This is a genomic window from Cellulosimicrobium funkei, from assembly GCF_001019615.1.
GTDB classification, from domain to species: Bacteria; Actinomycetota; Actinomycetes; order Actinomycetales; family Cellulomonadaceae; genus Cellulosimicrobium; species Cellulosimicrobium cellulans_E.
This window is the reverse complement of the sequence record NZ_JNBQ01000025.1, coordinates 23,468-48,799: the sequence shown is the minus strand read 5'-3', so window position 1 is coordinate 48,799 and position 25,332 is coordinate 23,468. Positions and strand designations below refer to the sequence as shown.

Below are 25,332 nucleotides of genomic sequence, written 5' to 3'. Positions count from 1 at the left end.
CGTGCGCGCCCCGTCGTTCCTCGCGCGGCTCCGCGGCAGGGGCAGGAGCCTCGCCAGCGCGCGCCTGACCCGCCGCGGCACCGTGGTGCTCGCCGCCGGCGCCGCGCTCGCCGTCCTCGGTGTCACGCTCGGGCTGCCGGACCTCGTCGGGCTCGGCGCCGCCGGGGCGCTCGCCGTCGGCGCCGCCTGGTGCTGGATGGCCGTCCGCCGGATCGACCGTGGCCGTGGCGCCCTGCACGTGACGCGCCGCGTCCAGCCGAACCCCGCCGTGCGCGGGCAGTTCACGACGGCGCGCCTCACGGTCGCGGCCACGCGGGCCACGTCGTCCACGGCCACGACGCTCGCCCGCCTCCGGATCAGCGAGCAGGCGGCGCACGAGCTGTGCGACCAGGGCTCCTTGCGGGCACAGGTCGCGACGGTGGGCGACCACATCGCGGTCCGCTACCGCCTGCGCCCGCTCCGCCGCGGCCGGTGGCCGCTCGGACCGCTCCTCACGACGCGGGTCGACCTCTTCGGCCTGGTCAGCGCGACCCAGGAGCTCGGCGACCCGACCGCCGTCGCGGTGTGGCCGCGCACGGTCGAGCTGCCCGTTCGCGGGTCGCGGGCGTTCGGCGAGCACGAGCGCTCCGCGTCGGGTGCTCGGCTCGCGTCGAGCGACGACTCGGTGCTGCGCGACTACGTCGCCGGCGACGACCCGCGGCGCGTGCACTGGGCCAGCGCGGCCCGGCACGGCCAGCTCATGGTCCGCGCGGACGAGAGCGCGGGCCTGCCGCCCGTCAGCGTCCTCCTGGACCGCGGGCTCCTGCCCCACCCGGAGCTCGCCGCGTCGAGCCCCCGCGCCCTCGAGGACGGCGAGTGGGCGGTCGAGTGCGCGGCGTCGATCGGCGTGTCCCTCCTCCAGGCCGGCCACCCCGTCCGGCTCGTCCCGACGTCGCTCGCACCGGTCGTGTCGGGCACGGGCTTCCGCGTCAACCGCTCGGGCGAGGGGCCTGCCGACCTCCTGGACGCCACCGTCGACCTCCACGGGCACCATGTGGTCGCGGACGCCGACCGCTCCGTCGTCGCGACCTCCGAGGCGCTGCGGCGGGACCGGCGCCCGGGCGAGATCACCGTCGCGGTGCTCGGCCCGCTCGGCTCCGTCGCCCGGCACACGGTCGCGGCCATGGCCGGGGACGGCCTGCACCGCGCGCTCGTGGTGAGCGCACGGCCCTGGGCGCCCGAGCACGCCGACGCGCTCGAGACCGTGGCCGCCCTGCGGTCCACCGGGTGGCACGCAGCGCTCGTCGACCCGTCGGCGTCCCTGGAGCACGCCTGGACCCTGCTCGTGGAGGGCTCGCGATGACCACGTCCCGACCGGACACCACGGCCCCCGTGGGCCTCCGCGTGCTCGCGACGAGCGCGCTCGTCGCCGTCGCCGTCGTTGCGTCGACCTACGCGCTCGGCAGCGTCATCGGTCCGGGCGGCTGGACCGGCACCGCCGTACGGACCATCGTGGTCCTCGCCCTCGTGACCGGCGTCTCGCGCTACGCCCTCGAGCGGGGCCACGCGGCACGGGGCGACGTCCTCGCCCCTCCGGCCGCGCTGCTTCCCTCGCTCGCCGGTCTCGTCGTCGGCCTCTGGGCCCTGCTCGGGCTCTACGGGGGCCCGACCGACCGCTTCTCTCTCCTCATCGGCCTCTCCAACGTCGACCGGGTCCTGTCCCGGCTCTCCACCGCGCGGGACCTCACGCTCGCGGAGGTCGCCCCGATCGACCCGAGCCTGCCGATCGCGCTCATGGCGGTCGGGGGCGCGGTCGTGGTCTTCCTCGTCGCCGACCTCATGGCCGGCGGGCTCCGCCTGAGCGCCGGGGTCGCGCTGCCGCTCCTCGCCCTGTGGATCCCGGGACTCGTCATCATGGGCGAGATCCCTCCCCTGGCGTTCGTCGTGACCGTGGCCGCGCTCGTCCTGCTCCTCGCGGTCGACAACCCGCACCGCACCGTGCGACGCGGCGCGTCCGCGCGCCGCGCGGACGGCCGTGCGGCCGGCGGCCTGCGGGCCGTCGGCGCCCTCGTCGTGGCGGTCGCCGTCGCGGTCGTCGCCCTGGGTCTCGGTTCGGCGAGCGCCTCGCTCCCCGAGGTCGCGTCCGCGTCGTGGTCGCGCCTCTTCTCCTCGACCGGGCAGACGGTGCGGCTCTCCGACGACCTCGACATGCGTCGCGACCTCGCGGAGCGCTCGGGTGAGGTCGTGCTGCGCTACCGGACCGACGCGGACGAGGTCGGCCCGCTCCGGGTGTTCACCCTCACGGGTTTCGACGGCACCAACTGGCGGCGCGGCGCGGACCGCGACGGCACCCCGATCGAGGCGGCCGACCAGATGCTGTGGCCCACCGACCCGGCCGGCGTCGAGGAGCCCACGTCCGTGCGCGTCACGCTCGAGTCGCTGCGGGACACCAGGCTCCCCGTCCCGACCGAGCCCCGCACCGTGGACATCGACGGCGACTGGTCGTACGACGACGTCCGCGACGAGGTGCTCGGGGACCAGCCCACCGGCGCCGGAACCGCGTACGAGCTCGCGGTCTTCTCCCGGCCGCTCGACGCGGCGTCGCTGCGCGGGGCGACGGGCGCGGACCCGGACGACCCCAACTACCTCGACGTGCCCGCGACCGAGCACGAGCAGGACATCCGCGACCTGGCCGCCGCCGTGGTCGACGGGGCGCCGACGCGCTACGACCAGGCGCTCGCCCTGCAGACCTACTTCCGCGACGTCTCGCAGTTCACCTACTCGACCGAGGTGCCGCCGGGCGACTCCGGCGACGCGGTCTGGGACTTCCTGCAGGACCGCACGGGGTACTGCGTCCAGTTCGCGACCTCGATGACGATGATGGCGCGGACCCTCGGCATCCCCGCACGTCTCGGCGTCGGGTTCCTGCCGGGCGAACGCGTCGACGACTCGAGCTTCCAGGTCACCGGTCGCGACTCCCACGCCTGGCCGGAGCTCTGGTTCCCGGGGCAGGGCTGGGTGCGGTTCGAGCCGACCCCGGCCCAGCAGACGGGCCCGACCCCGCGGTGGGCGACGCCCGTGGCCGTGACGCCGGGAGGGCCGGGAGACCCGGGCAACGTGCCGACACCGGGCGCGACGACCGCGGCTCCCTCCGCGCCCGCGAGCCCCGTGCCCACCGCGCCCGGCACGGGCGGGCCGACCGGCGGCGCTCAGGACGACGGGGCACCCTGGCTGCTCGTCGTGGGCGTCGCGCTCCTACTCGTCGCGATCGCCGTCGGCGGGGCGCTGTGGCTCGCGCTCCGCCGCCGGTCCGAGACGCAGAGCCTGCGGGACGCCGAGGACGCATGGGCGGAGCTCACCGACCGGCTGGGGGCGCTCGACGTCCGGTGGCCGACGTCGACCACGCCCCGGCGCGTTCCCGCGGCGGTCGTCGCAGCGCTGCAGGCCCGTCGCGGGCAGCACGCGCGGGACGAGGACGTCGCCGAGGCGGTCTCCGGGCTGGCGTCGGCCCTCGAGGCCGAGCGTTACGCCCCGGAGCCGCGGACGGTCGCCCGTCCCGACCGGCTCCAGGAGCTCGTCGACTCGGCGGTCGAGGCTGTCGAGGAGTCGCTCAGCGACCGTCCTGCTCGCGCCGACGGTCCCAGCGCTCTTCCAGTCGGCTGAGGAAGGGCTTGCGGGCCGGCTTGCTCGGCGCGGCCGGGCGGACGGTGCCGTCCGCCTCGACGGTCCCCACCGGTCCCTTGCGCGACGAGCGCGGAGACTGGAAGACCAGGACGACGCCCCCGAACATGAGGACGAAGCCGATCACCCCGAGCCAGGTCTGCGACAGCGCAGCACCCAGCACGAGGAGGAGGAGGCCGCCGACGACGCCGACTCCGGCCAGGACATAGCGCAGCGCCGAACGTCGTCGTGGCGCCTGGAGCGTGTTCGCCAACCGCGGGTCGTCCGAGGTGAGCGCGCGCTCCATCTGCTCCAAGACCCGCTGCTCGTACTCAGACAGAGGCATGAGCACCCCGTTTCTCCACGGTGGTCGTGTGTCACCCTCAGGATAGATCGACATCCGCGGGGGTGGTAGTCGAGCGGGCCCTCGCGGGCCCCATGGCGATGGATCTCACCCCGAAGCGCCCTCGGACCGCGTCGACGGCCTCCTCCACCCGTCGCCGGGCGGCGTTCGTCTCCTCGACGGCTTCCTCGAGCGTGGGCTGCACGACGGCGTCCGCACGGGGTTCGAGGCCCTCCGCGCGGACTCCCACGAGCCGGACGGCGAGGCCCCGCAGGTCGACGCTCGCGACGAGCTCGCGCGCCACGAGGTAGATCTCGCGTGCGACGTCCGTCGGGGCGCCGAGGGTCCGCGCGCGGGTCACGGTGCGGAAGTCGCTCGTCCGCACCTTCACGCTCACGGTGCGCGCGACGAGACCCTGGTGGCGCAGCCGGCCGGCGCACCGGTCCGCGAGCTCGAGCACGCGCGCCTGGACCGCCGCGAGGTCGCGCAGGTCGTGCGCGAACGTCGTCTCGGCACCGATGCTCCGCTCCGACCGCTCCGGCTCGACCGGCCGGGGGTCGCGCCCCCACGCGAGGTCGTGCAGGTGCGCTCCCGCGACCTTGCCGACCGCCGCCTGGAGCGACGCGACGTCCGTGTCGGCGAGCTGGGCGACCGTGCGGATGCCCCACTGCGCGAGCGCGCTCTCGGTCCGCTCCCCCACGCCCCACAGCGCGCCGACGGGCAGCGTCCGCAGGAACGGGACGGTGGCGGCCGCCGGCACGAGGAGCACGCCGTCGGGCTTGGCGTGCGTCGAGGCCAGCTTGGCGACGAACTTGTTCGTCGCGATCCCGACCGAGCAGGTGATGCCGTGCTCGGCCCGCACGCGACGCCGGAGCTCGGCCGCGATCCGCGTCGGAGGCCCGAGGCGCCGCCGCGCCCCGCTCACGTCGAGGAAGGCCTCGTCGACGCTCACCTGCTCCACGAGCGCGGTGATCTCGCCGATGACCGCCATGACCGCGCGGGAGACCTCGTAGTAGCGCGTGTGGTCCGGCGGGACGACGATCGCCTGCGGGCACAGCCGGCGCGCAGTCACCATGGGCATCGCCGAGTGGACGCCGAACGCCCGCGCCTCGTAGGTCGCCGCGAGGACGACCCCTCGTTCCGCGCCACCGACGACGACCGGTCGCCCCACGAGCTGAGGACGCCGGGCGAGCTCGACGGACGCGAAGAACGCGTCCATGTCGACGTGGAGGATGGAGCACCCCTCCTCGTCGTCGCCCCAGTCTCTGCGGACGAGCGCGCGCGGCCCGCGGCTCATCGCCGCCTCACCGGGCGCTCGACGCAGGCCGCGCCTGGGTCACGACGCCACCGTCCGCAGACCGGGCAGCCGGACGAACCCGGCGTCCGGGTCGACGAGCATCGCGACCTCGTCACGGAAGTCCTCGGCGCACGCCATGAGCTCGTCGGCCCGGCGCGGGTCCACGGCGTCGAACCGACCCGCGTCGACGGCGGCGCGCACGCGCGCCCCGCTCGCGAAGTAGCCGGACCACGCGGCGAGCGACGGCTCGGCGTCCGCGAGCTGGTCCCACACCGAGCGGGCCCGCCCGCGACGCACCGGTCGGGCGCGCAGCGCGACGACCGCCGCTGCGGCGCGCAGAGCGCCAAGATGGGCGTGCACGAACCGCTCGCCCGCGTCCTGCGCGAGCGCTGCCGCGACGAGCTCCGCGTCCGCGCGGTCCAGCAGCCGACGGACCTCGGCGGGGACGGCGACCGCCCCCCTCGCGCCTGCTTCGTTCGACATCGCGCACCTCCTCCTCCACTATCGAACACCTGTTCGATCCTGTCAACGCCGGGCGGCGTCCAGCCCGTACGGTGAGCACATGGCTCGCCGCACCTCCCGACGCTCCTCAGGGTCCTCCGCGCCACCCACACCGTCCCGGCGGCGGGGCAGCGGGGGCCGCGGCGGAACCGCGAGGCCGGAGCTCCCGGCCGGGCCCGTGCCGACGTCGACGGGCACCGCGCACGTCGAGCGCGACCCGGACGTCCCGTCGGCCGTCACGCTCTTCGTCAACGGCGTCCCGAGCTCGTACCTCGACCTCGACGACCCCGGGATGCTCGCGTTCGAGTACATGCAGCACATGGCGGCCGTCATGGACGAGCTCGGCGCGGCCCCCCTGCGCGCGCTGCACCTCGGCGCGGCGGGGTGCAGCCTGCCCCGCTGGGTCGAGCACACCAGGCCGGGGTCGACCCAGCTCGGGGTCGACCTCGACGCCCGCCTGCTCGAGCTGGTGCGCACGTGGTTCGACCTGCCGCGGGCACCGCGCCTCCGGCTGCGTCCCGACGACGCGCGGCACGCGGTGGCGAGCCTGCCCGACGCCTCGTACGACGTCGTCGTGCGCGACGTGTTCGACGGCGACCGCACGCCCGACCACCTCGCGACCCTCGGCATGGCGGTCGAGGTGCACCGCGTCCTGCGCCCGGGCGGCGTCTACCTCGTCAACTGCGCCGACCGTCCGCCGCTCACGACGGCGCGCCGCGAGGCCGCAACCCTCGCCGCCGCGTTCGGGGAGACGTCCGCAGCGGAGGGCCGGGTCGCGGCGATCGCGGAGCCCGCGCAGCTCAAGGGCCGGCGCTACGGCAACGTCGTGCTGGCCGCGGTCCGTGCCGGGTCTGGTGCGCCGAGCCTGTCGAGCACGACGCTGGCGCGCGCCGTCCGCTCGCTCGCCGTCCCGGCGCGCGTCGTCACGGGCGACGAGCTCCGCGCGTTCGTGGGCACCGCGCCGGTGCTCGACGACCCCGAGGGGGCGCCGCCCGGCGGCACCGTGGCGGACAGGTCGTGAGACGCGACAGGAGCCGCGCCCGAGGGGGCGCGGCTCCTGTACTGCTGCGACGACCGGGTGGCCCGGCCGCCAGACGTCGGGGACGTCAGAGCGGACGAACCTTCTCCGCCTGCGGGCCCTTCGGCCCCTGGGTGATCTCGAACTCGACCCGCTGCGCCTCGTCGAGCGTGCGGTACCCGTTCGACTCGATCGCCGAGTAGTGCACGAAGACGTCGGCACCGCCGCCGTCCTGCGCGATGAAGCCGTAGCCCTTCTCGGCGTTGAACCACTTCACAGAACCCTGCGCCATGCTCTTCCTCTGACCTTCTGTCCATCCGGGGACATCAGCGAGCGGACCCTTCGTCCACCCCCGTGCGCCGCAATGCCATGTCCCACGTCCTTCGCCGGCGCCCCGGCCGTGTGCGGCCGGCAGGCCCGACGCCGGACCACCCCGCCGGGCGGACCCACGTACCGGCCCTGCACCGGGTCGTGCGCAAGTACGTCACTGCAACGGGTGACAGTGTGGCACGGACCACGTCTGGTCCGCCATGGAACTCGCCACCTCTCGTGATGATTTTTCGGCACATTCCACCCCGGTCCGGAACCGGGGCGAACCGGGTCGACGCGGCTCAGTCGCCCGACTGCTGCGCGAGGAAGCGCTCGAACTCGGCGCCGAGCTCGTCGGCCGTCGGGATCGGCGCGGACTCCGCGAGCAGGCTCGTGCGCCCGACGGAGCGCGCGAACGCGTCGTACTGCTCCTCGAGGGCGCGGACCACCGCGGCGACCTCCTCGGAGTCGCGCACCTGCCGCTCGACCTCGGTCTTCGCGTCCTGCACCGCCTCCGCGAGCCCGCTCGTCGCGAGGTCCAGACCGGTGACGCGCTGCACGTGCTCAAGCGCGACCACGGCCGCCGGTGGGTACGACGACTGCGCCAGGTAGTGCGGTACGTGCACGGTGACGCCGAGCGCGTCGTGCTCCGCCCGGCCGAGCCGCAGCTCCAGCAGGGCCGCCAGGCTGGCCGGGACCTTCACCGTGCCGAACCACGACGTGTGCTCCCCCAGCAGCTCCGGCCGCGTCGCGTGGGCGGTGACCGACAGGGGCCGCGTGTGCGGGATCCCCATCGGGATGCCGTGGAAGCCGACCGTGAGCGACACGCCGAGGCGCTCGACGACGTCGCGCACCGCGGCGACCACGCGCTCCCACTGCACGTCGGGCTCGGCGCCGTGCAGCAGCAGGAACCCCGTCCCCTCGGCGTCGCGCACGTGGTCGATCACCAGGTGCGGCTCGTCGTAGTCGGACCAGCGGTCCGTGCTGAAGGTCATCGTGGCGCGCTTGGAGCGGTAGTCGAGGAGCTGGTCGACGTCGAACGTCACCACACGGGTGACCTCGCCGATCCCCAGCAGGTGGTCGACCGCGACCTCGCCCGCGCTGCCCGCGTCGACGAACCCCGCGACGGCGTGCAGCAGCACGGGCCCCGCGCCCGGCTCGGGCGGCGTGGGCCACAGGCGTGCCACCGCCTGCTCGTCGAGCTCGTAGATCCCGCGAGGGTCCAGCATGCATCCTCCTCGTGACGTCCTTCGCCCGTGCGCTGCCGACGGCGCGCGACGGGCCTGACGAGGACAACACGGCTCGTCCCGCGGTTCTTCCCGACGCGGCCAGACCCGCTCGGGTACCCGGCGGGTCCCCGGAGCGGCACGCGCCGGCTCAGCGACCGGGCAGCCGCACCACGGAGACGAAGAAGTCGTCGATCTGGCGCACCACGTCGATGAAGCGGTCGAAGTCGACCGGCTTGGTGACGTACGCGTTGGCGTGCAACGAGTAGCTGCGCACGACGTCCTCCTCGGCCTCCGACGTCGTCAGCACGACGACCGGGATCTTGCGCAGCGCCTCGTCCGCCTTGAGCTCGGCGAGGACCTCGCGCCCGTCCATACGCGGCAGGTTGAGGTCGAGCAGGATCAGGTCCGGCGTCGGCGCGCCCTCGTGCTCGCCCTCCTTGCGCAGGAACTGCAGCGCGCTCACACCGTCGGAGACCACCGAGAGGCGGTTGGTGACCTTGTGGTCCTCGAACGCCTCGCGCGTCATGAGCACGTCGCCGGGGTCGTCCTCCACCAGGAGGACGTCGATCGGCTTGCTGCCGTGGCTCATGCGGGGCTCTCCTCGTCGTCGTGGCGTGCGCGGGCAGGGATCACTCGGGGATCACTGCTCCGCGCCGTCGTGGTCGGAGCGAGCGTAGCCGACCTGCGCGTGCACGTACGCGTGGGCGAGCGTGAAGCGGATCGTCGTCCCGCCGTCGCGCGGCTCGATCCAGATCCGGCCGCCGTGGTACTCGACGATGCGCTTGCACAGCGCGAGGCCGATGCCGGTGCCCTCGTACACGTCCTTCGCGTGCAGCCGCTGGAAGATGACGAACACGCGCTCGGCGTACTGCGGGTCGATCCCGATCCCGTTGTCCTCGACCGAGATCTCCCAGTGCGTGTCCCGTGCGAGCACGCCCACGTGCACGGCGGGCGCCCGCTCGGGGTCGCGGAACTTCAGCGCGTTGCCGAGGAGGTTCGCCAGGAGCTGGTGCAGGAGCGCCCGCTCGCCGACGACGACGGGCAGCGGGTCGTGCGTGATGCTCGCCCCGGTCTCCGTGATCTTCTCGGACAGGTCCTCGAGCACGCCCTCGAGCTCCCGCTCGAGGTCCACGTCCACGCGCTCGTTGCCCGTCCGGCCGACCCGCGAGAAGCCGAGCAGGTCCTGGATGAGCCGCTGCATGCGCTTGGCGCCGTCGACCGCGAAGTCGATGTACTGGTCCGCGCGGTCGTCGAGCTCGCCGCCGTACCGCTTCTTGAGGAGCTGCGTGAAGCTCGCGACCTTGCGCAGCGGCTCCTGGAGGTCGTGGGACGCGACGTAGGCGAACTGCTCGAGGTCGCGGTTGGACCGTTCGAGCTCACGTGCCTGCTCCGCGAGGAGCTCGTGCGAGCGGGCCGCGTCCTCGTGCGACGCCTTGATCTCGGCGACCTGGTTGACGAGCTCGACGCGCATGTGCTCGACGTCCTGGGCGAGGTCCGCGATCTCCGCCGGGCCGGAGGTCACGACCGGTTCGTCGAGGCTCCCGGAGCTCACGAGCCGCACGCGGTGCGCGAGCTCGGCCATCGGTTCGGTGACCCAGCGCTTGAGGCACACCCAGAGGATGATCCCGACCGCGAGCGCCGAGCCCACGAGGACGAGGACGCTGCCGAAGAGGGCCCTGCTCCAGCGGTCGAGCGTGTCGAGCCGCTCGAGGCGCTCGGCGCGGATCGCGTCGACGTAGCGCGCGGTGTCGGCCCGCGCGTCGGCGAACAGCTCGGCCCCGTGCGCCTGGTCCACGGCGCGCACCCGCCCCGGGCCGTCGTCCTCGGTGGTCGCGATCGCGCGCTCGGCGTAGTCGGTGACCCAGGCGCGCACCGACGCGTCGGCCTGCGCGAGCGTCGCCGCCTGCTCCTCGTCCAGCCCGAGCAGGTCCACGAGCGCGGGGTCGGGGACGACGCCCTCGGCGTCCGTCCCGACCGCCCGGGTGTAGGCCTCGAGCGCCGTGTCGTCCCCGGTCGCGACGTACGCGCGCACCGCCACCTCGGCGTCGAGCAGGCCCACGTACGCGGCGTCCGCCTCGGTCACCGCGTCGAAGAACGGCCCGGTGACCTCGCCCTGGGTGGTCAGCACGCGCGAGAGGGCGATGGCCGACGTCGCGAGCACGCCGAGCAGGATCACGCCCGCGACGACGAGCGCCCACCCGAGCCGGCGGCGCAGGGTGGGGGCGCGCCGCCGCCTGGAGTGCGGCGTACCGGTCGTCTCGCTCACCGCCGGCGTCACCGGGCCCACTCGTCCGAGTCCGCGAGGGTCGCCGTGCGCTCGCCGGGGGTGCCCTCGTCCCCGCCCCAGCCGAGCACGAGGAGCGCGGCGTCGTCCGCCAGCGGGCCGCCGTGCAGGTCGCGCACGCGGCGGAAGACGCGCTCCACGACCCCCTCGACCCCCAGTTCGAGAGCCCTGTCGACGGCGCGGCGCAGGCCGTCGACGCCGACGCGCTCGGGCCGGGCCCGTCCCGCCGGGACCCCCGAGCCCGCGACCGTCGCCTCGACGAGCCCGTCCGTGTAGAGCATGAGCGCCCAGCGCTCCCCGAGGTCGACGGACTGCGACGTCCACCCTCCCTGGACGGGGATCCCGAGAGCGCGGCCGCGGGCCGTGGGCGTGATCTCGGTCGCGGTGTCGCGCAGCAGGAGCGGTGCGAGGTGCCCCGCGAGGTAGACCTCCGCACGCCGGCGGTCTGCGGAGACGACGACCTGGCAGAGGGTGACGAAGACCTCGGGACGGGCGCGCTCGGGCACGAGGACGCGCTCCAGGAGGGGAAGGATGCCCTCCGGCCGGGTGTCGGAGAGGACGATGGTGCGCCAGGCCGTGCGCAGCGTCGCGCCCAGCGCCGCCTCGTCCGGACCGTGGCCCGCGACGTCGCCGATGACGCACAGCACCGTCCCGTCCGGGCGCTCGACCGCATCGAAGAAGTCACCGCCCAGGAGACCGTTGCCGCCGGGGACGTAGCCCACCATGACGTCGAGCCGGTCGTCCTGGACGAGCGGCGTGGGCAGGAGCGCGCGCTCCAGCCGAGCGGTCTCGGCCGCCCGTACCTCGCTGCGGTACAGCGCGCGCTGCTGCTCGACGGACATGCGCCGCTGCACGGCGTAGCGCACCGACCGGCCCAGGAGGTCGCCGTCGACCTCCCCCTTCACCAGGTAGTCGTCGGCGCCGGCCGCGACGGCCTGGACGCCGAGGTCGATGCCCGAGTGCCCGGTGAGGACCACCAGGGCCGGCGGGTGGGTGCCGGTCCGCACCCGCTCGACCGCCGACAGCCCGACGGAGTCGGGCAGCCCGAGGTCCAGCAGGACGCAGTCGACGGGCCGGGAGGCGAGCATCTCGAGCGCGGCGTCGAGCGTCGTCGCGCGATGGAGCTCGACCGTGAGGTCGCCGTCCGACAGCAGCTCCTCGACGAGGATCGCGTCCCCGTCGTCGTCCTCGACGAGGAGGATGCGCAGCTCGTCCGTGGGGGCGAGGACCGCGCGCTCGGACAGCACCTGGTCACGCGCGCCGGCCTCGTCGCCCCGCGCAGAGGGTCGCGCGGGGACCTGACGGTCGGTCCCGGTCACGACGCCCGCTCCCCTCTGGTCGCCATGGCCCACGATCCTAGCGTCAGCCGCGCGTCGGGCCCGGTCACGGGTGCGGGACGCGCCGAGGACCGGTCCGTGGCCGGGCGCCCGTGGGCCATAATGGACGGCCGTGTCACGGGCGTGCGCTCGGGCGCGACGCCCGGCCGAGGGAAGGGACAGCGTGGGACGCAACGACGAGCTCAGGCTCGAGCAGGAGGTCGTGGACACCCTCTACGCGCGCCTCGACGAGCTGCGTGCCGCCGCCCGCGCGCGGCTCGACGGCGTCCGTCGGTCCGGACCGTCCGGCTCGCCGCAGAACCGGAGCGAGCGCGACGCGTTCGCGACGCTGTACGAGGACCGCGTCGCGCAGCTCGACGCCGTCGAGGACCGGCTCGCGTTCGGCCGGCTCGACCTCGACGACGGCACGCGCCGCTACGTCGGGCGCATCGGCCTGACCGACGCCGAGCACACGAGCCTCCTCACCGACTGGCGCGCGCCCGCGGCGCAGTCGTTCTACCGTGCGACGGCGGCCCACCCCGACGGCGTCGTCCGGCGGCGGCACCTGGTGACGCGCGGGCGGGACGTGACGGGTCTGGAGGACGAGCTCCTGGACCTGGACGCGCCCGAGGCCGTGACCGGGACGACGCTCTCGGGCGAGGGCGCGCTCCTCGCCGCGATGGCGGCGGGCCGCACCGGCCGCATGGGCGACATCGTCGCGACGATCCAGTCCGAGCAGGACACGATCATCCGGTCCGCGCTGGCGGGGGCGCTCGTCGTGCAGGGCGGCCCGGGCACGGGCAAGACGGCCGTCGCCCTGCACCGCGCCGCGTACCTGCTCTACGCGCACCGGAGGGTGCTGGAGCGTTCGGGCGTCCTTCTCGTCGGTCCGAGCCACTCGTTCCTGCGCTACATCGACCAGGTGCTGCCGTCGCTCGGCGAGACGGGGGTCGTCAGCACGACGATCGCCGACCTCCTCCCCGGCGTCGTCGCCGACGGCGCGGAGGACCCCCGCGTCGCCCGCGTCAAGGGCCGGGCCGTCATGGCCCGGGCGGTGCGACGCGCGGTGCGGGCGCGCGAGCGCGTGCCCGCGGCGGACGTCCCGGTGCGCCTGGACGGCCACGACCTGCTGATCCGGCGCCGCGACGTCCGCGACGCGATCGCCAAGGCCCGGCGCACGCACAAGCCGCACAACCTCGCGCGCGTGACCTTCGTCCGCGAGATGCTCTCGCGGCTCGTCGACCAGTACGGCCGCCAGCTCGGCGAGCCGCTCGTCGGCGAGGACCGCGCGCTCGCCCTCGAGGACCTGCGCTCCCATCGGGACGTACGCGTCGCGCTCAACCTCGCGTGGCTGCCCCTCACGCCGGAGCGCCTCGTCGAGGACCTCTGGACCAAGCCGCACCGGCTCGCCGAGGCGGCGCCCGAGCTCTCGCCGGCCGACCGCCGCCTGCTGGAGCGACCGAAGGGCTCACCGTGGACCCCGGCGGACGTCCCGCTCCTCGACGAGGCCGCCGAGCTGCTCGGCGAGGACGACCAGGCGGAGCGGGCCGAGGCCGCCGCCCGGGCGGCGCAGCGCGCGCAGGACCTGGAGTACGCACGTCAGGTGCTCGAGTCGTCGGGCGCCGGCGGCGGGATCGTCGGCGCGGACGTGCTGGCCGAGCGCTTCTCGGCGAGCGGCCCACGCCTCACGACGGCCGAGCGCGCCGCGCAGGACCGCACGTGGACGTACGGGCACGTCGTGGTCGACGAGGCGCAGGAGCTCTCGGCGATGGCGTGGCGCATGCTCGTGCGCCGGTGCCCGACGCGCTCGTTCACCGTCGTCGGCGACGTCGCGCAGACGTCGTCGCTCGCGGGCGCGCGCTCGTGGAAGGGCATGCTCGACCCGGTGTTCCGCGACGCGTGGCGCCTCGCGGAGCTGACCGTCAACTACCGCACCCCGGCGACCGTGGCCGACGCCGCACGGCGCGCCGCCCTCGCCGCCGGGCTGCCGGTCTCGCCGCTGACGTCCGCGCGCGACGTGGAGGACGCGCTGCGCGTCGTCGAGGCGGCGCCCGCCGACCTCGCCGCCCTGGTCCGGGCCGAGGCCGAGGCCGCCCGCGCGGAGTTCGTCGCCGCGGAGTCGGGGCGCGTCGCCGTCGTCGCCGCCGCTCCGGCCGTCGCGGACCTGCGCGTCGCTCTCGGCCTCGAGGACGCCGGTCCGGACGCCCCGGTCACGGTGCTCGACCCGGTGCAGGTGAAGGGGCTGGAGTTCGACGCCGTCGTGCTCGTGGAGCCCTCCGACGTCGCGACCGGCCCGTCCGGCGCGTCGGACCTCTACGTCGCCATGACCCGCCCGACCCAGCGCCTGGTCGTCGTGCACGCCCGCGCGCTCCCCGCGGGCGTCGCCGGCAGCGCGCCGGGCGCCGAGACGCGAGCGGGCGCCGGGGTGAGCATGCGGGTGAGCACGGACGCGGACGGCGGTGCCCGCGTCGCCCCGTGAGGCGTCGGGTCCGGGCCGCGCGGGTCGGGCGTTCACCTCGTCCCGAGGGTCAAGACCCGTTTGGTCCGGACCGCGGACCGGGCGCACCATGGGATCGTGCTACGCGCCCTCCTCCTTGAAAACCTGCACCCTCTCGCTGCCTCGAACCTCGAGGCGGCGGGGATCGACGTCACCGTCCGCACCGGCGCCCTCGACGAGTCCGAGCTGATCGAGGCCCTCGACGGGGTCCACCTGCTCGGCATCCGGTCCAAGACGAACGTCACCGCGAACGTGCTCGAGAACGCCCCCGACCTGGTGGCGCTCGGCGCGTTCTGCATCGGCACGAACCAGATCGACCTGCGCTCCGCCGCGACGCAGGGCGTCGCCGTGTTCAACGCCCCGTTCCAGAACACGCGCTCCGTGGTCGAGCTCGCGCTCGCCGAGATCATCGCGCTCACGCGCCGCCTCACCGAGCGCGACCGCGCGCTGCACGAGGGCCGCTGGGACAAGTCGGCGGAGGGCGCGCACGAGGTCCGGGGCCGCACGCTCGGCATCGTGGGCTACGGCAACATCGGCACCCAGCTCTCGGTCGTGGCCGAGAACCTCGGCATGTCCGTGGTCTTCTACGACACGGCGGAGAAGCTCGCGCTCGGCAACGCGCGCCGCATGGACACGCTCGACGAGCTGCTCGAGCAGGCGGACGTCGTCACGCTGCACGTCGACGGCCGCCAGGGCAACGCCGGACTGTTCGGCGCCAAGCAGTTCGCCCGCATGCGCCAGGGCTCGATCTTCCTCAACCTCTCGCGCGGGTTCGTCGTGGACTACGGCGCGCTGCGCGAGGCGATCGTCGAGGGTCGCGTCTCCGGCGCCGCCGTCGACGTGTTCCCGCAGGAGCCCAAGCGCAAGGGCGACAGCTTCGACTCCGAGCTGCGCGGCCTGCCGAACGTCATCCTCACGCCCCACATCGGCGGCTCGACGGAGGAGGCGCAGGAGGCGATCGGCCAGTTCGTGTCGGCCAAGCTGCGCGACTACCTCACGACGGGCTCGACGACGCTCAGCGTCAACGTGCCGAACCTCGCGCTCGAGCAGACCACCGGGATCACGCGCATCACGCACCTGCACCGGAACACGCCGGGCGTCCTCGCGGCCGTCAACGCGACGCTCGCGGAGCACGGCACGAACATCGAGGGCCAGCTGCTCGCCACCCGTGGCGAGATCGGCTACGTCGTCACCGACGTCGGCTCGCGCGTCGAGCCCGCCGTCATCGACGCGCTGGCCGCGATGGAGCAGACGATCGCCCTGCGCGTCCTGGACTGACACCCACCTCGAGCGATCTCGCCGCGTGCGCCGGCCGCCCGGCGCACGCGGCGAAGGTCCTCGGGCGGCATGACCTTCGCCGCTGAGCGCCGCGTCCGCGTCGGTGCCACGATGAGGCATGACCGGATACACGCACGACGGGCCGCAGATCCTCGACGCCGACGCGTCGTGGGACCTCGTGGAGGGGACCCACGTCGCACGCCTCGCCGTGAGCGTGCGGGGCGAGCCGGACATCTACCCCGTCACCGTGCGGGCGCACCAGCGCACGCTCGCGTTCCGCACCGTGCCGGGGACCAAGCTCGCGACCCTCGCGACCAACGAGCGCGTCGCGCTCGAGTGGGACCACGTCGACGACGACGGGGCGTGGAGCGTCGTCGCCCGGGGGACCGCCCACCGGGTCCGGAACGAGCACGAGGTGGACGCCGTCCAGGACGGTGCGGACCCGCTGGTCCCCACGGTCGACGTGCCGACCGAGGAGTGGGTCGTGGTCGAGGCCCGTGAGCTCACGGGACGGCGCTTCGCCCGGTCGGAGGACTGACCCCGGACACGTGTCGTCCGGCCGCCCCGTTGCGGGACGACCGGACGACGGGACGCAGGTCAGCCGGACTTGCGGCGGAACGTGCGCTGGACGGGGCCGACGGTCTCGGAGCCGTGCACCGACCCGGTGTTGGACTCGCCGTCCGCCGTGCGGTGGCGCGCCGCGTTCTTCCGGTCGAGCGCCTCCCGGAACTTCGCCTTGGCCTCGTCGGTCGGTGCGGTGTCTGCAGCGGATCGCTGCTGGTCGGACGCCATGGCGGTCTCCTCGTCGATGGGGAACTCGGTCGTGCACTGCGGTGTCGGCCCGACGGTGCGGGGCACCTCGCCAGCCTCCCGCACCCCGTCGCCGGACGCCACCTGATTTGTCCCCGGCTCGCCGGCTCCCCGACGGCCGTCGGACGGCGTCCGGTAGGTTCGGCACCGTGCCGCCCGACGCCTCTCCTGCCCCCGCCGCCCGACCGAGCGCGCCGCCGTCGCCCACGGACGGCGCCCCGCCGCCGCACCGCCGCCTCGGTCGTTCCGGGCTCGCGCTGCCGACCGTCTCGCTGGGCCTGTGGCAGAACTTCGGCGACGCCGACCCCCGGGCGACCCAGCGCGAGATCGTGCTCCACGCGGTCGACCGCGGGGTGACCCACCTCGACCTCGCGAACAACTACGGGCCGCCGGGCGGAGCGGCGGAGGAGTCGCTGGGTCACCTGCTCGCGCGCGAGCTGCGGCCGGTCCGCGACGAGCTCGTCGTGACGACCAAGGCCGGTTACCGCATGGGACCGGGCCCCTACGGCGAGGGCGGCTCGCGCAAGTACCTGCTCTCCTCCCTCGACGCGTCGCTGCGCCGCCTCGGGCTCGACCACGTCGACATCTTCTACTCCCACCGCTTCGACCCGACGACGCCGCTCGAGGAGACCGTCGGCGCGCTCGCCACGGCGGTCCGCTCGGGGCGCGCGCGGTACGCGGGCATCTCCTCCTACTCGGCGCGCCGCACCCGGGAGGCGCTGCGCGTCGCGGAGCGGCTCGGCGTCGACCTGGTCGTGACCCAGGTGTCGTACTCGATGCTCAACCGGTGGGTCGAGGAGCCCGACCCGCACGATCCCGCGGGGGCGTCCGTGCTCGACGTCGCCGGGGCCGAGGGCCTCGGCGTCGTGGCCTTCTCGCCCCTCGCCCAGGGGATGCTCACCGACCGGTACCTGCGCGGGGTCCCGGACGACTCCCGTGCGGCGCGCGGCGGGCCGCTGCGTCCGGCGTTCCTCTCGGACGCGAACCTCGACCACGTGCGCCGGCTCGACGGCCTCGCCCGCGCCCACGGACGCAGCCTCGCCACGACGGCGATCCTCTGGGCGATGCGGGACGAACGCGTCACCACGGTCCTGCTCGGCGCCAGCTCGACACGCCAGCTCGACGAGAACCTCGCCGCGCTCGACGCGCCGGCTCTCACCGCGGAGGAGCTCGCCGCGGTCGACGCCCTGCCCGCGGACACGGGCATCAACATCTGGGCGTCGCGGTCCAGCGACCTGTAGCACCGCGGACGCGGTCCGGTGACCACGACGCGGGAGCGACGACGGGGCACGGTGTCGCCGTCTCAGGCGTGGGGCGCGGGCTCCTCGCGCACGTCCTCGGCGGGAGCGGCGCCGTCCGGGCCCTCGGCCCGTGCCGCCGACTCGCGCTCCTCGCGCTCGACCCGGAGCGAGGTGATGGCGCTCTCGAAGTCCTCGAGCGAGTCGAACGCCTGGTAGACGCTCGCGAAGCGCAGGTACGCGACCTCGTCGAGCTCACGCAGCGGCCCGAGGATCGCGAGCCCGATCTCGTACGCGTCGAGCTCCGCGCTGCCGCTCGCCCTGATCGTCTCCTCCACGCGCTGCGCGAGCACCGCCAGGTCGTCCTCGTTGACGGGGCGTCCCTGGCAGGCCTTGCGCACGCCGTTGACGATCTTCTCGCGCGAGAAGGGCTCCGTGACGCCCGAGCGCTTGACCACGGACAGGCTCGCGGTCTCGATCGTCGTGAAGCGGCGGTTGCACTCGGGGCACTGGCGGCGCCGACGGATCGACGCGCCGTCGTCCGAGGTGCGCGAGTCGACGACGCGGGAGTCCGCGTGGCGGCAGAACGGGCAGTGCATGGCGGGCTCCTCCGCGGGTTCGCGCCGACGGGTCGGCGCGACGAACGTATGCCGTCGCGGCGGGGCGGTGCAACACGCCTCCGACGAGGGGACCCCGCCGAGGGTGGGACGACGGCGCACAGGCGGCCGGCCGTGGACAGCAGAACGGGGGCGGTCGTGATCGACCGCCCCCGTCGGGACGCCCCCGTCCCCATCACGCGCGTGACTCGCCTCACGCGCGGCGACGTGCACAGGAGTCGCGGTGGACCGCGCGCTCCTCGCCTCGTCCGCCCAGCCCCCCAGCCGGCGTTGTGAGGTGACACTAACTTAGGTGCGCCTAATCAGGGATGCAACCCCTGCGACCCGACACACGAGGGTTTCCTGCCGTGTCCTGCGTCACACCGGACTCGGACCCGCCGACGACGACGGGCTGCGCGCGCCCCCTAGGCGGACGCCGGGAGGAGGATCTTCTGCCCGGCCTGGAGGCCCGACGACGAGAGCCCGTTGAGCTCGGCGAGCCCGTTCACGACGTCCCGCAGGTCCTCGCCCGGAGCCGCCACGCCCTGCGCGAGCTCCCACAGCGTCTCCCCCGCGGTGACGACGTGGACCCGGACCTCCACGGGCTCGCCCGGCGCGCTCGCGACGGCGACGCCCACGCGCGCAGCGAGCAGCAGCAGCACGGCCGCGAGGAGCACGAGGACCACACGGCCCCGCCGCGTGAGCCGCAGCGGCCGCTCGCCCGCGCGCTCCGGCACCGCAGCCCCGCCCGCGCGGCCGAGCGGCCCGACCGCCGAGATCGCCATCGCATCCATGCCTGCTCCGTCCCGGCCCGCGGGCCCGATCGCCTTCCCCGGTCGATCGGACGCCGCGAGCCTCTTGCCTCCGTGCCGACCGGGTCGGTCGAACACGTGTACGTAGAACACCTGTACGAAGGTCTATCACGAACGACCGACAGAGTCGAGACATGCTCGAACAGGTGTTTGATTCGTGTCGCAACCTCCCCTAGCCTGGTGTCAGGTCGGTTCGCCGGACATGTCCGCTCGGACCTGGAGGAACGACCGAGGTCCCGAGGCGCACGCCCCGGGGAGGGGAGGCCGCAGGCCGGGAGGCGTCGGCGGCCGCGACGGACGAAGGCGGAGCGACCATGGCGGCACGAGGCACGGACAGGGCACGGGGGCTCGCCGAGGTGCGCGAGCTCCCGGACGGGTCGGCGGGGGGTGACGGGCTCACGCCGCGGCAGCGCCTCGTGCTCGAGACCATCCGCGCCTGCGTCGAGCAGCGTGGCTACCCGCCGAGCATGCGGGAGATCGGCGAGGCCGTCGGCCTGACGAGCCCGTCGTCCGTGAAGCACCAGCTCACGACGCTCGAGCGCAAGGGCTTCCTGCGGCGCGACCCGAACCGCCCCCGCGCGATCGAGGTCGTCCAGCCGGACGACGCGCGCCGCGCGACCCCGCTCGGGACGGCGGGCGCCGCGCCCCAGCCCGCGTACGACGAGGCGCACCCCGCGCCGTCGTACGTCCCGGTCGTCGGTCGCATCGCCGCCGGCGGGCCGATCCTCGCGGAGCAGGTCGTCGAGGACGTCTTCCCGCTGCCCCGCCAGCTCGTCGGCGAGGGCGAGCTCTTCCTCCTGCGGGTCCAGGGCGACTCGATGATCGACGCCGCGATCTGCGACGGGGACTGGGTCGTCGTGCGCCGCCAGCCGGTCGCGGAGAACGGCGAGATCGTCGCGGCGATGATCGACGGCGAGGCCACGGTGAAGTCTCTGCGTCGCGCGGACGGCCACGTGTGGCTCATGCCGCACAACGCCGCGTACGACCCGATCCCGGGCGACGACGCCCAGGTCCTCGGGCGCGTCGTCTCCGTCCTGCGCAGCCTCTGAGCGACCGGGGCCCGACCCCGCAGCACGCCGAGAGCCGGGTGGTCGTCGACCACCCGGCTCTCGCGGTGCTCGGGCCCGGCCGCCGGGCCCGGCCGGTCAGAGACCGAAGCGGCGGGCGACGGCGCGCAGCGACTCGGCGGACGAGCGCAGGCCGGCGAGCTCCTCGTCGGCCAGCGGGACCTCGACCCGCTCGGCGGCGCCCCGGCGGTCGACGAGCGTCGGCAGCGAGAGGCACACGTCGTCGAGCCCGTACGCGCCGTCCAGGAGCGTCGAGACCGGCAGGATGCGGTGCTCGTCGTCGAGCACGGCCTCGATGATGCGCGTGCCCGCGAGCCCGACGGCGTAGTTCGTCGCGCCCTTGCCCTCGATGATCCGGTAGGCCGACTGCACGACCTCGCGCGCGATGTCGTCACGGACCTCCCCCGTGAGGGGCCCCCGCCCGCCGAGGCCGGGCCACTCGAGCAGCGGCACGCCGCCGATGGTCGCGGAGCTCCACAGGGGGATCTCGCTGTCGCCGTGCTCGCCCGCGATGTACGCGTGGACGTTCTGCACCGCGACGCCGCAGTGCTGGGCCACGAGGAAGCGCAGGCGCGACGAGTCGAGCACCGTCCCGCTGCCGAAGAGCTGCGTCGGCGGCAGCCCGGAGAACTTGAGCGCCGCGTACGTGACGATGTCGACGGGGTTGGTCACCATGACGTAGACCGCGTCCGGGGCGACCTCCACCAGCCCGGGCAGGATCGTGCGCATGAGGCCGATCGTGCCCTCGGCGAGGTCGAGCCGCGTCTGGCCGGGCTTCTGCTTCGCCCCCGCCGTCACGACGACCACGTCCGCCCCCGCGCACACCGCGACGTCGTCCGAGCCCTCGACCCGGGCCATCGGCATGAACTGGATGCCGTGCTGGAGGTCGAGCACCTCCGCCTCGACCTTCGCCCTGTTGACGTCCAGGAGCGCCACCGTGCGCGCGGCGCCGCGCATGAGGGCCGCGTACGCGAGCGTCGACCCGACCGCGCCGGCCCCGACGATCGCGAGCTTGGTGGTCCGCGCTCCCCCTCCCGGACCGCCCGTGGTCGCGTCGCCGGTGCCCTGCGGGGACGTGCTCGTCGTCATCTCGCCTCCGTGAAAGTTCGCTGGATTCCCTGATGCTCGCGGGAAGGACTCAGCCTAGGGCGGCGAGGCGCCGGAGCGCAGCGGTAGCGACGTCGCGGTCGGTCGTCTGCCAGAACCCCGGCATGGACCGCGTGAGGAACGTGCCGTAGCGCGCGGTCACGAGACGCGGGTCGAGGACCGCGACCACGCCCCGGTCCGCCATGGACCGCACGAGCCGGCCGGCGCCCTGCGCCAGCAGGAGCGCGGCGTGCGTCGCGGAGACCTGCATGAACCCGTTGCCGCCCGCGGCCTCGACCGCACGGGCCCGGGCCGACTTCACCGGGTCGTCCGGGCGCGGGAACGGGATGCGGTCGATGAGCACGAGCTGGCACGACGGGCCCGGCACGTCGACGCCCTGCCACAGCGACAGCGTGCCGAACAGGCACGTCGCCGGGTCGGCGGCGAACTCGCGCACGAGCGTCGGGAGCTGGTCGTCGCCCTGGCACAGGACCGGCACGTCGAGCCGCTCGCGCATCGCCTCCGCCGCGGCGACCGCGGCGCGGCGCGACGAGAACAGGCCGAGCGTGCGCCCGCCCGCAGCCTCGACGAGGGCCGCGATCTCGTCGAGCTGGTGCTCCGTCGACGCCTCGCGGCCCGGAGTGGGCAAGCGCTTGGCGACGTAGAGGATGCCCTGCCGCGCGTAGTCGAACGGGCTCCCGACGTCGAGCCCGCGCCACCGCGGCGCGTCGGCGTCGCCGCCCTCGCCGCCGTTCCCGAGGCCGAAGGTGCGCGCGACGGCGTCGAAGCTCCCGCCGAGTGCGAGCGTCGCGGACGTGAACACCCCGGTCCGCTCGGCGAGCAGGTGGGTGCGGATGAGACCGGCGACGCCGAGCGGGGCGGCGTGCAGGCGGCTGGCGCCCTCGCCGAACCGGTCGGCCGACCAGCCGCCCTCGGCGGGGCGGGAGCACCAGAGCACGTCGTGCCCGGTCGGGTCGGCGGCCATGCGCTCGGCGACCTCGAAGAGCTGCAGCATGGTCGACTGGGCCATCTTCAGCCCGGAGTCCGGCTGGGCGGGCTTGGTGACCCCGGTCTCAGGCTTGAGCGTCGAGAGGACCTCGCGCGCCGCGTCGCGCACCGCCGCGACGGCCGAGCGCGCGGCGTCGGGCAGCCCGTCCGGGAACCGCTCGGCGGGCAGAGCGCCGACGACCGTCCCGAACGCCGCCGACGCCGCGTCGAGCGCGTCCGTCGTGACGCCGCCGTGCCGGCGCGCGAGCCGTGCCGCGCTCTCGATCGCCGGGACCGACAGGTCGACCGTCGCGGCTGCCGTCACCCGGTCCGCGAGCTCGTGCGCCTCGTCGACGACGAGCACGTCGTGCTCGGGCAGCACGCCGGGCGAACCCATCGCGGCGATGCCGAGCATCGCGTGGTTGGTCACGACCACGTCGGCCTCGCGGGCCGTCGCGCGCGCCTTCTCGGGGAAGCACTCGGCGAGCATCGGGCACCGCTGGCCGAGACACTCGAGGGCGGTGACCGAGACCTGCCGCCACGCCTTGTCGCTCACGCCGGGCACCAGGTCGTCCCGGTCGCCGGTCGACGTCTCGTCGGCCCACTCCCGCAGCCGCACGACCTGCTCTCCGAGCGCGGCCGCGCTGGTCCCGCCGCGCGCGGCGGGGTGGTCGGCGGCTCCCGCGGACTCGCCCGGCAGGTCGAACAGCGTCGGCTCGTCGGCGGGGTACCCGCCCGCGACCTTGTGGACGCACAGGTAGTTGTGCCACCCCTTGAGCAGCGCGATCGTGGCGGGCCGCGGGAGACGGTCCGCCACGGCGTCGGCGACGAGCGGCAGGTCGCGCGTGATGACCTGACGCTGGAGCGCGAGGGTCGCCGTCGAGACGATCACCCGCTCGTCCGTCGCGACGGCGTGCCGCACGGCGGGCACGAGGTACCCGAGCGACTTCCCCGTGCCCGTGCCCGCCTGGACGACGAGGTGCTCCGACCCCTCGATCGCCTCGGTGACCGCGCGCGCCATCGCGTGCTGGCCGTCGCGCCGCGCACCGCCCAGCCGCGTGACGGCGACGTCGAGGAGCGCGTCCACCTCGGGCACGTCGCTCATACCCGAGGTGCCGGCCGTCGTGCCCGACCCCTCGGCGTCGACGCGGTCGGGGGCGGGTCGTGTGGAGGGGGGCACCCGCCGAGTCTACGGTCGGGCGCCCACGGGCCGGCCGCCCTGTGGACGACGGCGCGGGCACGGGCACGACCCCGCACGACGCATGCCGTACGGGGTCGCGGAGGACGTCGGGCCGGCCTCCCGGCGCGACGTGCTCAGCCCTGCGTCGAGACCCCGACGAGCTCGGTCGCGAGCGCCTGGGCGACACGACCCCGCAGGAGCGTGCCCTCGGGCGTGTGCTCCTCGTGGTCGATCTCGCCCTCGGTGTGCACGCGGTGCACGAGGTCACCACGGTGGTAGGGCACGACGACGTCGATCTCCACGTCCGGGCGCGGGAGCTCGTGCGCGATGAGCTCGCACAGGTGCTCGATCCCCTCGCCCGTGTGCGCCGACACGACGACCGTGCGCCGCTCGCGCAGGCGGATGCGCGCGATGGTCTCCGGGTCCGCGAGGTCCGCCTTGTTCAGGACGATCACCTCGGGCACGTCCTCCACGCCCGGGATGTCGGCCAGGACGTGCCGGACCGCCGCGATCTGGCCCTCCGGGTCGGGGTGCGACGCGTCCACCACGTGGAGCAGCAGGTCGGCGTCGCCGACCTCCTCGAGCGTCGAACGGAACGCCTCGACGAGCTGGTGCGGCAGCGCGCGCACGAACCCCACGGTGTCGGCGAGCGTGTAGACGCGGCCGTCCTCGGTGCGCGTGCGGCGCACCGTCGGGTCGAGCGTCGCGAACAGCGCGTTCTCGACGAGCACGCCCGCTCCCGTGATCGCGTTGAGCAGGCTCGACTTGCCCGCGTTCGTGTAGCCGGCGATCGCGACGGACGGCACGGCGTGCCGCTTGCGCGAGGCGCGCTTGGTCTCGCGCCCCGGGGCCATCGCCTGGATCTCGCGGCGGAGCTTCGCCATGCGGTTGCGGATGCGGCGGCGGTCCAGCTCGATCTTCGTCTCACCGGGGCCGCGCGACCCCATGCCCGCGCCGGCGCCGCCGACCTGGCCGCCGGCCTGCCGGGACATCGACTCGCCCCACCCGCGCAGGCGCGGGAGGAGGTACTCGAGCTGGGCGAGCTCGACCTGGGCCTTGCCCTCCCGGGACTTGGCGTGCTGGGCGAAGATGTCGAGGATCAGCGCGGTCCGGTCGATCACCTTGACCTTGACGATGTCCTCGAGCGCACGACGCTGGGACGGCGCGAGCTCGCCGTCGATCACGACGGTGTCCGCGCCGCTGGCGGCGACGACGTCGGCGAGCTCCGCCGCCTTGCCGGAGCCGAGGTACGTGCCCGGGTCGGGCTTCGCGCGGCGCTGGATGACGCCGTCGAGCACCTGGGAGCCCGCCGTCTCGGCGAGGGCCGCGAGCTCGCGCAGCGAGATCTCGGCCTCCTCCGCGGAGCTCGGCGCGCCGTCCTCGCGCGGGTCGGCGCCGGGGCTCCACAGCCCGACGAGCACGACCTTCTCGAGTCGCAGCTGCCGGTACTCGACCTCGGTGACGTCCTCGAGCTCGGTCGACAGACCGACCACGCGGCGCAGCGCGCTGCGCTCCTCGAGCTCGAGCTGCTCGCCGTCGTGCTGTGCGTGGACCGTGCCGCCCTCGGCGCGCGCCGTCCCGGCCCGAGCGAGCACCCGTGCCACGACGTCGCTCGCGATGTCCCGCGTCGCGCCGGTCGGCTCGTCCTGAGCCGGGGTGGGGGTCGCTGGGGTGTTTGCCGGGGTAGCGCTCATGTGCCGCCTTTCGTCAGGGAGCGGCGCTCGTGCGCCGTGGTAGGAGAACAAGCGTGGCACGGAAAATCGTCCCGAGGCCAGCGGATTAGCGGGTGAGGCCCGTGCCGAGGGGCCGGGCCGGCGTCGTCGAGGGACGCCTCCGCGTAGGATC

The 25,332-nt window shown here is 74.8% G+C and carries 22 protein-coding genes; 8 read left to right on the top strand and 14 right to left on the bottom strand.

What is annotated here, in order from left to right; genetic code table 11:
• Position 1 precedes the first annotated feature (1 nt).
• Positions 2 to 1,342, top strand: coding sequence for a DUF58 domain-containing protein (locus FB00_RS15205; protein ID WP_047233767.1), 1,341 nt, complete (start codon positions 2 to 4; stop codon positions 1,340 to 1,342).
• On the top strand, positions 1,339 to 3,642 hold the full coding sequence (locus FB00_RS15200; RefSeq protein WP_047233766.1) for a transglutaminaseTgpA domain-containing protein: 2,304 nt from the start codon (positions 1,339 to 1,341) through the stop codon (positions 3,640 to 3,642). The genes FB00_RS15205 and FB00_RS15200 overlap by 4 nt, the downstream gene beginning before the upstream one ends.
• Here FB00_RS15200 and FB00_RS15195 read toward each other — a convergent pair.
• The 3 genes from FB00_RS15195 to FB00_RS15185 are packed head-to-tail and all read right to left on the bottom strand — an operon-like array spanning position 3,590 to position 5,762.
• Positions 3,590 to 3,985, bottom strand: coding sequence for a DUF3040 domain-containing protein (locus tag FB00_RS15195; RefSeq protein WP_047233786.1), 396 nt, complete (start codon positions 3,983 to 3,985; stop codon positions 3,590 to 3,592). The two genes, FB00_RS15200 and FB00_RS15195, sit on opposite strands and share 53 nt — an antisense overlap.
• Positions 3,986 to 4,022: 37 nt before the next feature.
• Positions 4,023 to 5,279 carry a DNA polymerase IV gene (locus tag FB00_RS15190; protein WP_047233765.1) on the bottom strand — a complete coding sequence of 419 codons (1,257 nt, stop codon included), beginning with the start codon at positions 5,277 to 5,279 and terminating at the stop codon, positions 4,023 to 4,025.
• Between the two features lie 39 nt (positions 5,280 to 5,318).
• Positions 5,319 to 5,762 carry an SAV_6107 family HEPN domain-containing protein gene (locus FB00_RS15185; RefSeq protein ID WP_047233764.1) on the bottom strand — a complete coding sequence of 148 codons (444 nt, stop codon included), beginning with the start codon at positions 5,760 to 5,762 and terminating at the stop codon, positions 5,319 to 5,321.
• A 196-nt stretch (positions 5,763 to 5,958) separates the two neighbouring features.
• Between FB00_RS15185 and FB00_RS15180 the strand changes: the two genes are divergently transcribed.
• Positions 5,959 to 6,801 carry a spermidine synthase gene (locus FB00_RS15180; protein WP_231581879.1) on the top strand — a complete coding sequence of 281 codons (843 nt, stop codon included), beginning with the start codon at positions 5,959 to 5,961 and terminating at the stop codon, positions 6,799 to 6,801.
• Positions 6,802 to 6,886: 85 nt separating this feature from the next.
• On the opposite strand, the gene FB00_RS15175 is transcribed toward FB00_RS15180, so the two are convergent.
• From FB00_RS15175 to FB00_RS15155, 5 genes are all read right to left on the bottom strand, one after another.
• Complete coding sequence (locus tag FB00_RS15175; RefSeq protein WP_034655075.1) at positions 6,887 to 7,090, bottom strand: cold-shock protein; 204 nt, start codon at positions 7,088 to 7,090, stop codon at positions 6,887 to 6,889.
• A 319-nt stretch (positions 7,091 to 7,409) separates the two neighbouring features.
• Positions 7,410 to 8,336 (bottom strand): proteasome assembly chaperone family protein, encoded by a 927-nt coding sequence (locus FB00_RS15170; protein WP_082141376.1) that lies wholly within the window; start codon positions 8,334 to 8,336, stop codon positions 7,410 to 7,412.
• A gap of 148 nt (positions 8,337 to 8,484) precedes the next feature.
• Positions 8,485 to 8,925: a response regulator gene (locus FB00_RS15165; protein ID WP_047233762.1), complete on the bottom strand. Its 441-nt coding sequence runs from the start codon at positions 8,923 to 8,925 to the stop codon at positions 8,485 to 8,487.
• Positions 8,926 to 8,976: 51 nt separating this feature from the next.
• Positions 8,977 to 10,602 (bottom strand): sensor histidine kinase, encoded by a 1,626-nt coding sequence (locus FB00_RS15160; protein WP_047233784.1) that lies wholly within the window; start codon positions 10,600 to 10,602, stop codon positions 8,977 to 8,979.
• An 8-nt stretch (positions 10,603 to 10,610) separates the two neighbouring features.
• Positions 10,611 to 11,939 (bottom strand): PP2C family protein-serine/threonine phosphatase, encoded by a 1,329-nt coding sequence (locus FB00_RS15155; protein ID WP_331386749.1) that lies wholly within the window; start codon positions 11,937 to 11,939, stop codon positions 10,611 to 10,613.
• Between the two features lie 181 nt (positions 11,940 to 12,120).
• Here FB00_RS15155 and FB00_RS15150 point away from each other — a divergent pair, with 181 nt between their 5' ends.
• The 3 genes from FB00_RS15150 to FB00_RS15140 all read left to right on the top strand — a co-directional run bounded on the left by FB00_RS15150 (position 12,121) and on the right by FB00_RS15140 (position 16,249).
• Positions 12,121 to 14,415 carry a HelD family protein gene (locus FB00_RS15150; protein WP_082141375.1) on the top strand — a complete coding sequence of 765 codons (2,295 nt, stop codon included), beginning with the start codon at positions 12,121 to 12,123 and terminating at the stop codon, positions 14,413 to 14,415.
• 96 nt (positions 14,416 to 14,511) lie between these two features.
• Entirely contained in the window at positions 14,512 to 15,711 is a 1,200-nt protein-coding gene (serA, locus tag FB00_RS15145) for a phosphoglycerate dehydrogenase (protein ID WP_047233761.1), read from the top strand.
• Between the two features lie 118 nt (positions 15,712 to 15,829).
• Complete coding sequence (locus tag FB00_RS15140; RefSeq protein WP_047233760.1) at positions 15,830 to 16,249, top strand: pyridoxamine 5'-phosphate oxidase family protein; 420 nt, start codon at positions 15,830 to 15,832, stop codon at positions 16,247 to 16,249.
• A gap of 59 nt (positions 16,250 to 16,308) precedes the next feature.
• On the opposite strand, the gene FB00_RS15135 is transcribed toward FB00_RS15140, so the two are convergent.
• Entirely contained in the window at positions 16,309 to 16,569 is a 261-nt protein-coding gene (locus tag FB00_RS15135) for a DUF5302 domain-containing protein (protein WP_419865529.1), read from the bottom strand.
• Positions 16,570 to 16,670: 101 nt separating this feature from the next.
• Here FB00_RS15135 and FB00_RS15130 point away from each other — a divergent pair, with 101 nt between their 5' ends.
• The gene (locus FB00_RS15130; protein ID WP_047233759.1) at positions 16,671 to 17,762 is read left to right on the top strand and encodes an aldo/keto reductase; all 1,092 of its coding nucleotides are present in this window, start codon (positions 16,671 to 16,673) and stop codon (positions 17,760 to 17,762) included.
• A 62-nt stretch (positions 17,763 to 17,824) separates the two neighbouring features.
• Here FB00_RS15130 and nrdR read toward each other — a convergent pair whose 3' ends face one another.
• Entirely contained in the window at positions 17,825 to 18,358 is a 534-nt protein-coding gene (nrdR, locus tag FB00_RS15125) for a transcriptional regulator NrdR (RefSeq protein ID WP_047233758.1), read from the bottom strand.
• A gap of 422 nt (positions 18,359 to 18,780) precedes the next feature.
• The gene (locus FB00_RS15120) at positions 18,781 to 19,149 is read right to left on the bottom strand and encodes a LysM peptidoglycan-binding domain-containing protein (protein ID WP_231581878.1); all 369 of its coding nucleotides are present in this window, start codon (positions 19,147 to 19,149) and stop codon (positions 18,781 to 18,783) included.
• Positions 19,150 to 19,481: 332 nt separating this feature from the next.
• Between FB00_RS15120 and lexA the strand changes: the two genes are divergently transcribed.
• Entirely contained in the window at positions 19,482 to 20,216 is a 735-nt protein-coding gene (gene lexA, locus FB00_RS15115) for a transcriptional repressor LexA (protein WP_047233756.1), read from the top strand.
• A 96-nt stretch (positions 20,217 to 20,312) separates the two neighbouring features.
• On the opposite strand, the gene FB00_RS15110 is transcribed toward lexA, so the two are convergent.
• The 3 genes from FB00_RS15110 to hflX all read right to left on the bottom strand — a co-directional run bounded on the left by FB00_RS15110 (position 20,313) and on the right by hflX (position 25,181).
• Positions 20,313 to 21,323, bottom strand: coding sequence for an L-lactate dehydrogenase (locus FB00_RS15110; protein WP_082141374.1), 1,011 nt, complete (start codon positions 21,321 to 21,323; stop codon positions 20,313 to 20,315).
• Between the two features lie 49 nt (positions 21,324 to 21,372).
• The gene (locus FB00_RS15105) at positions 21,373 to 23,412 is read right to left on the bottom strand and encodes an ATP-dependent DNA helicase (protein WP_047233755.1); all 2,040 of its coding nucleotides are present in this window, start codon (positions 23,410 to 23,412) and stop codon (positions 21,373 to 21,375) included.
• A 209-nt stretch (positions 23,413 to 23,621) separates the two neighbouring features.
• A complete protein-coding gene (gene hflX, locus FB00_RS15100) occupies positions 23,622 to 25,181 on the bottom strand; it encodes a GTPase HflX (RefSeq protein ID WP_047233754.1) in 1,560 nt (519 codons plus the stop codon).
• Positions 25,182 to 25,332 lie beyond the last annotated feature (151 nt).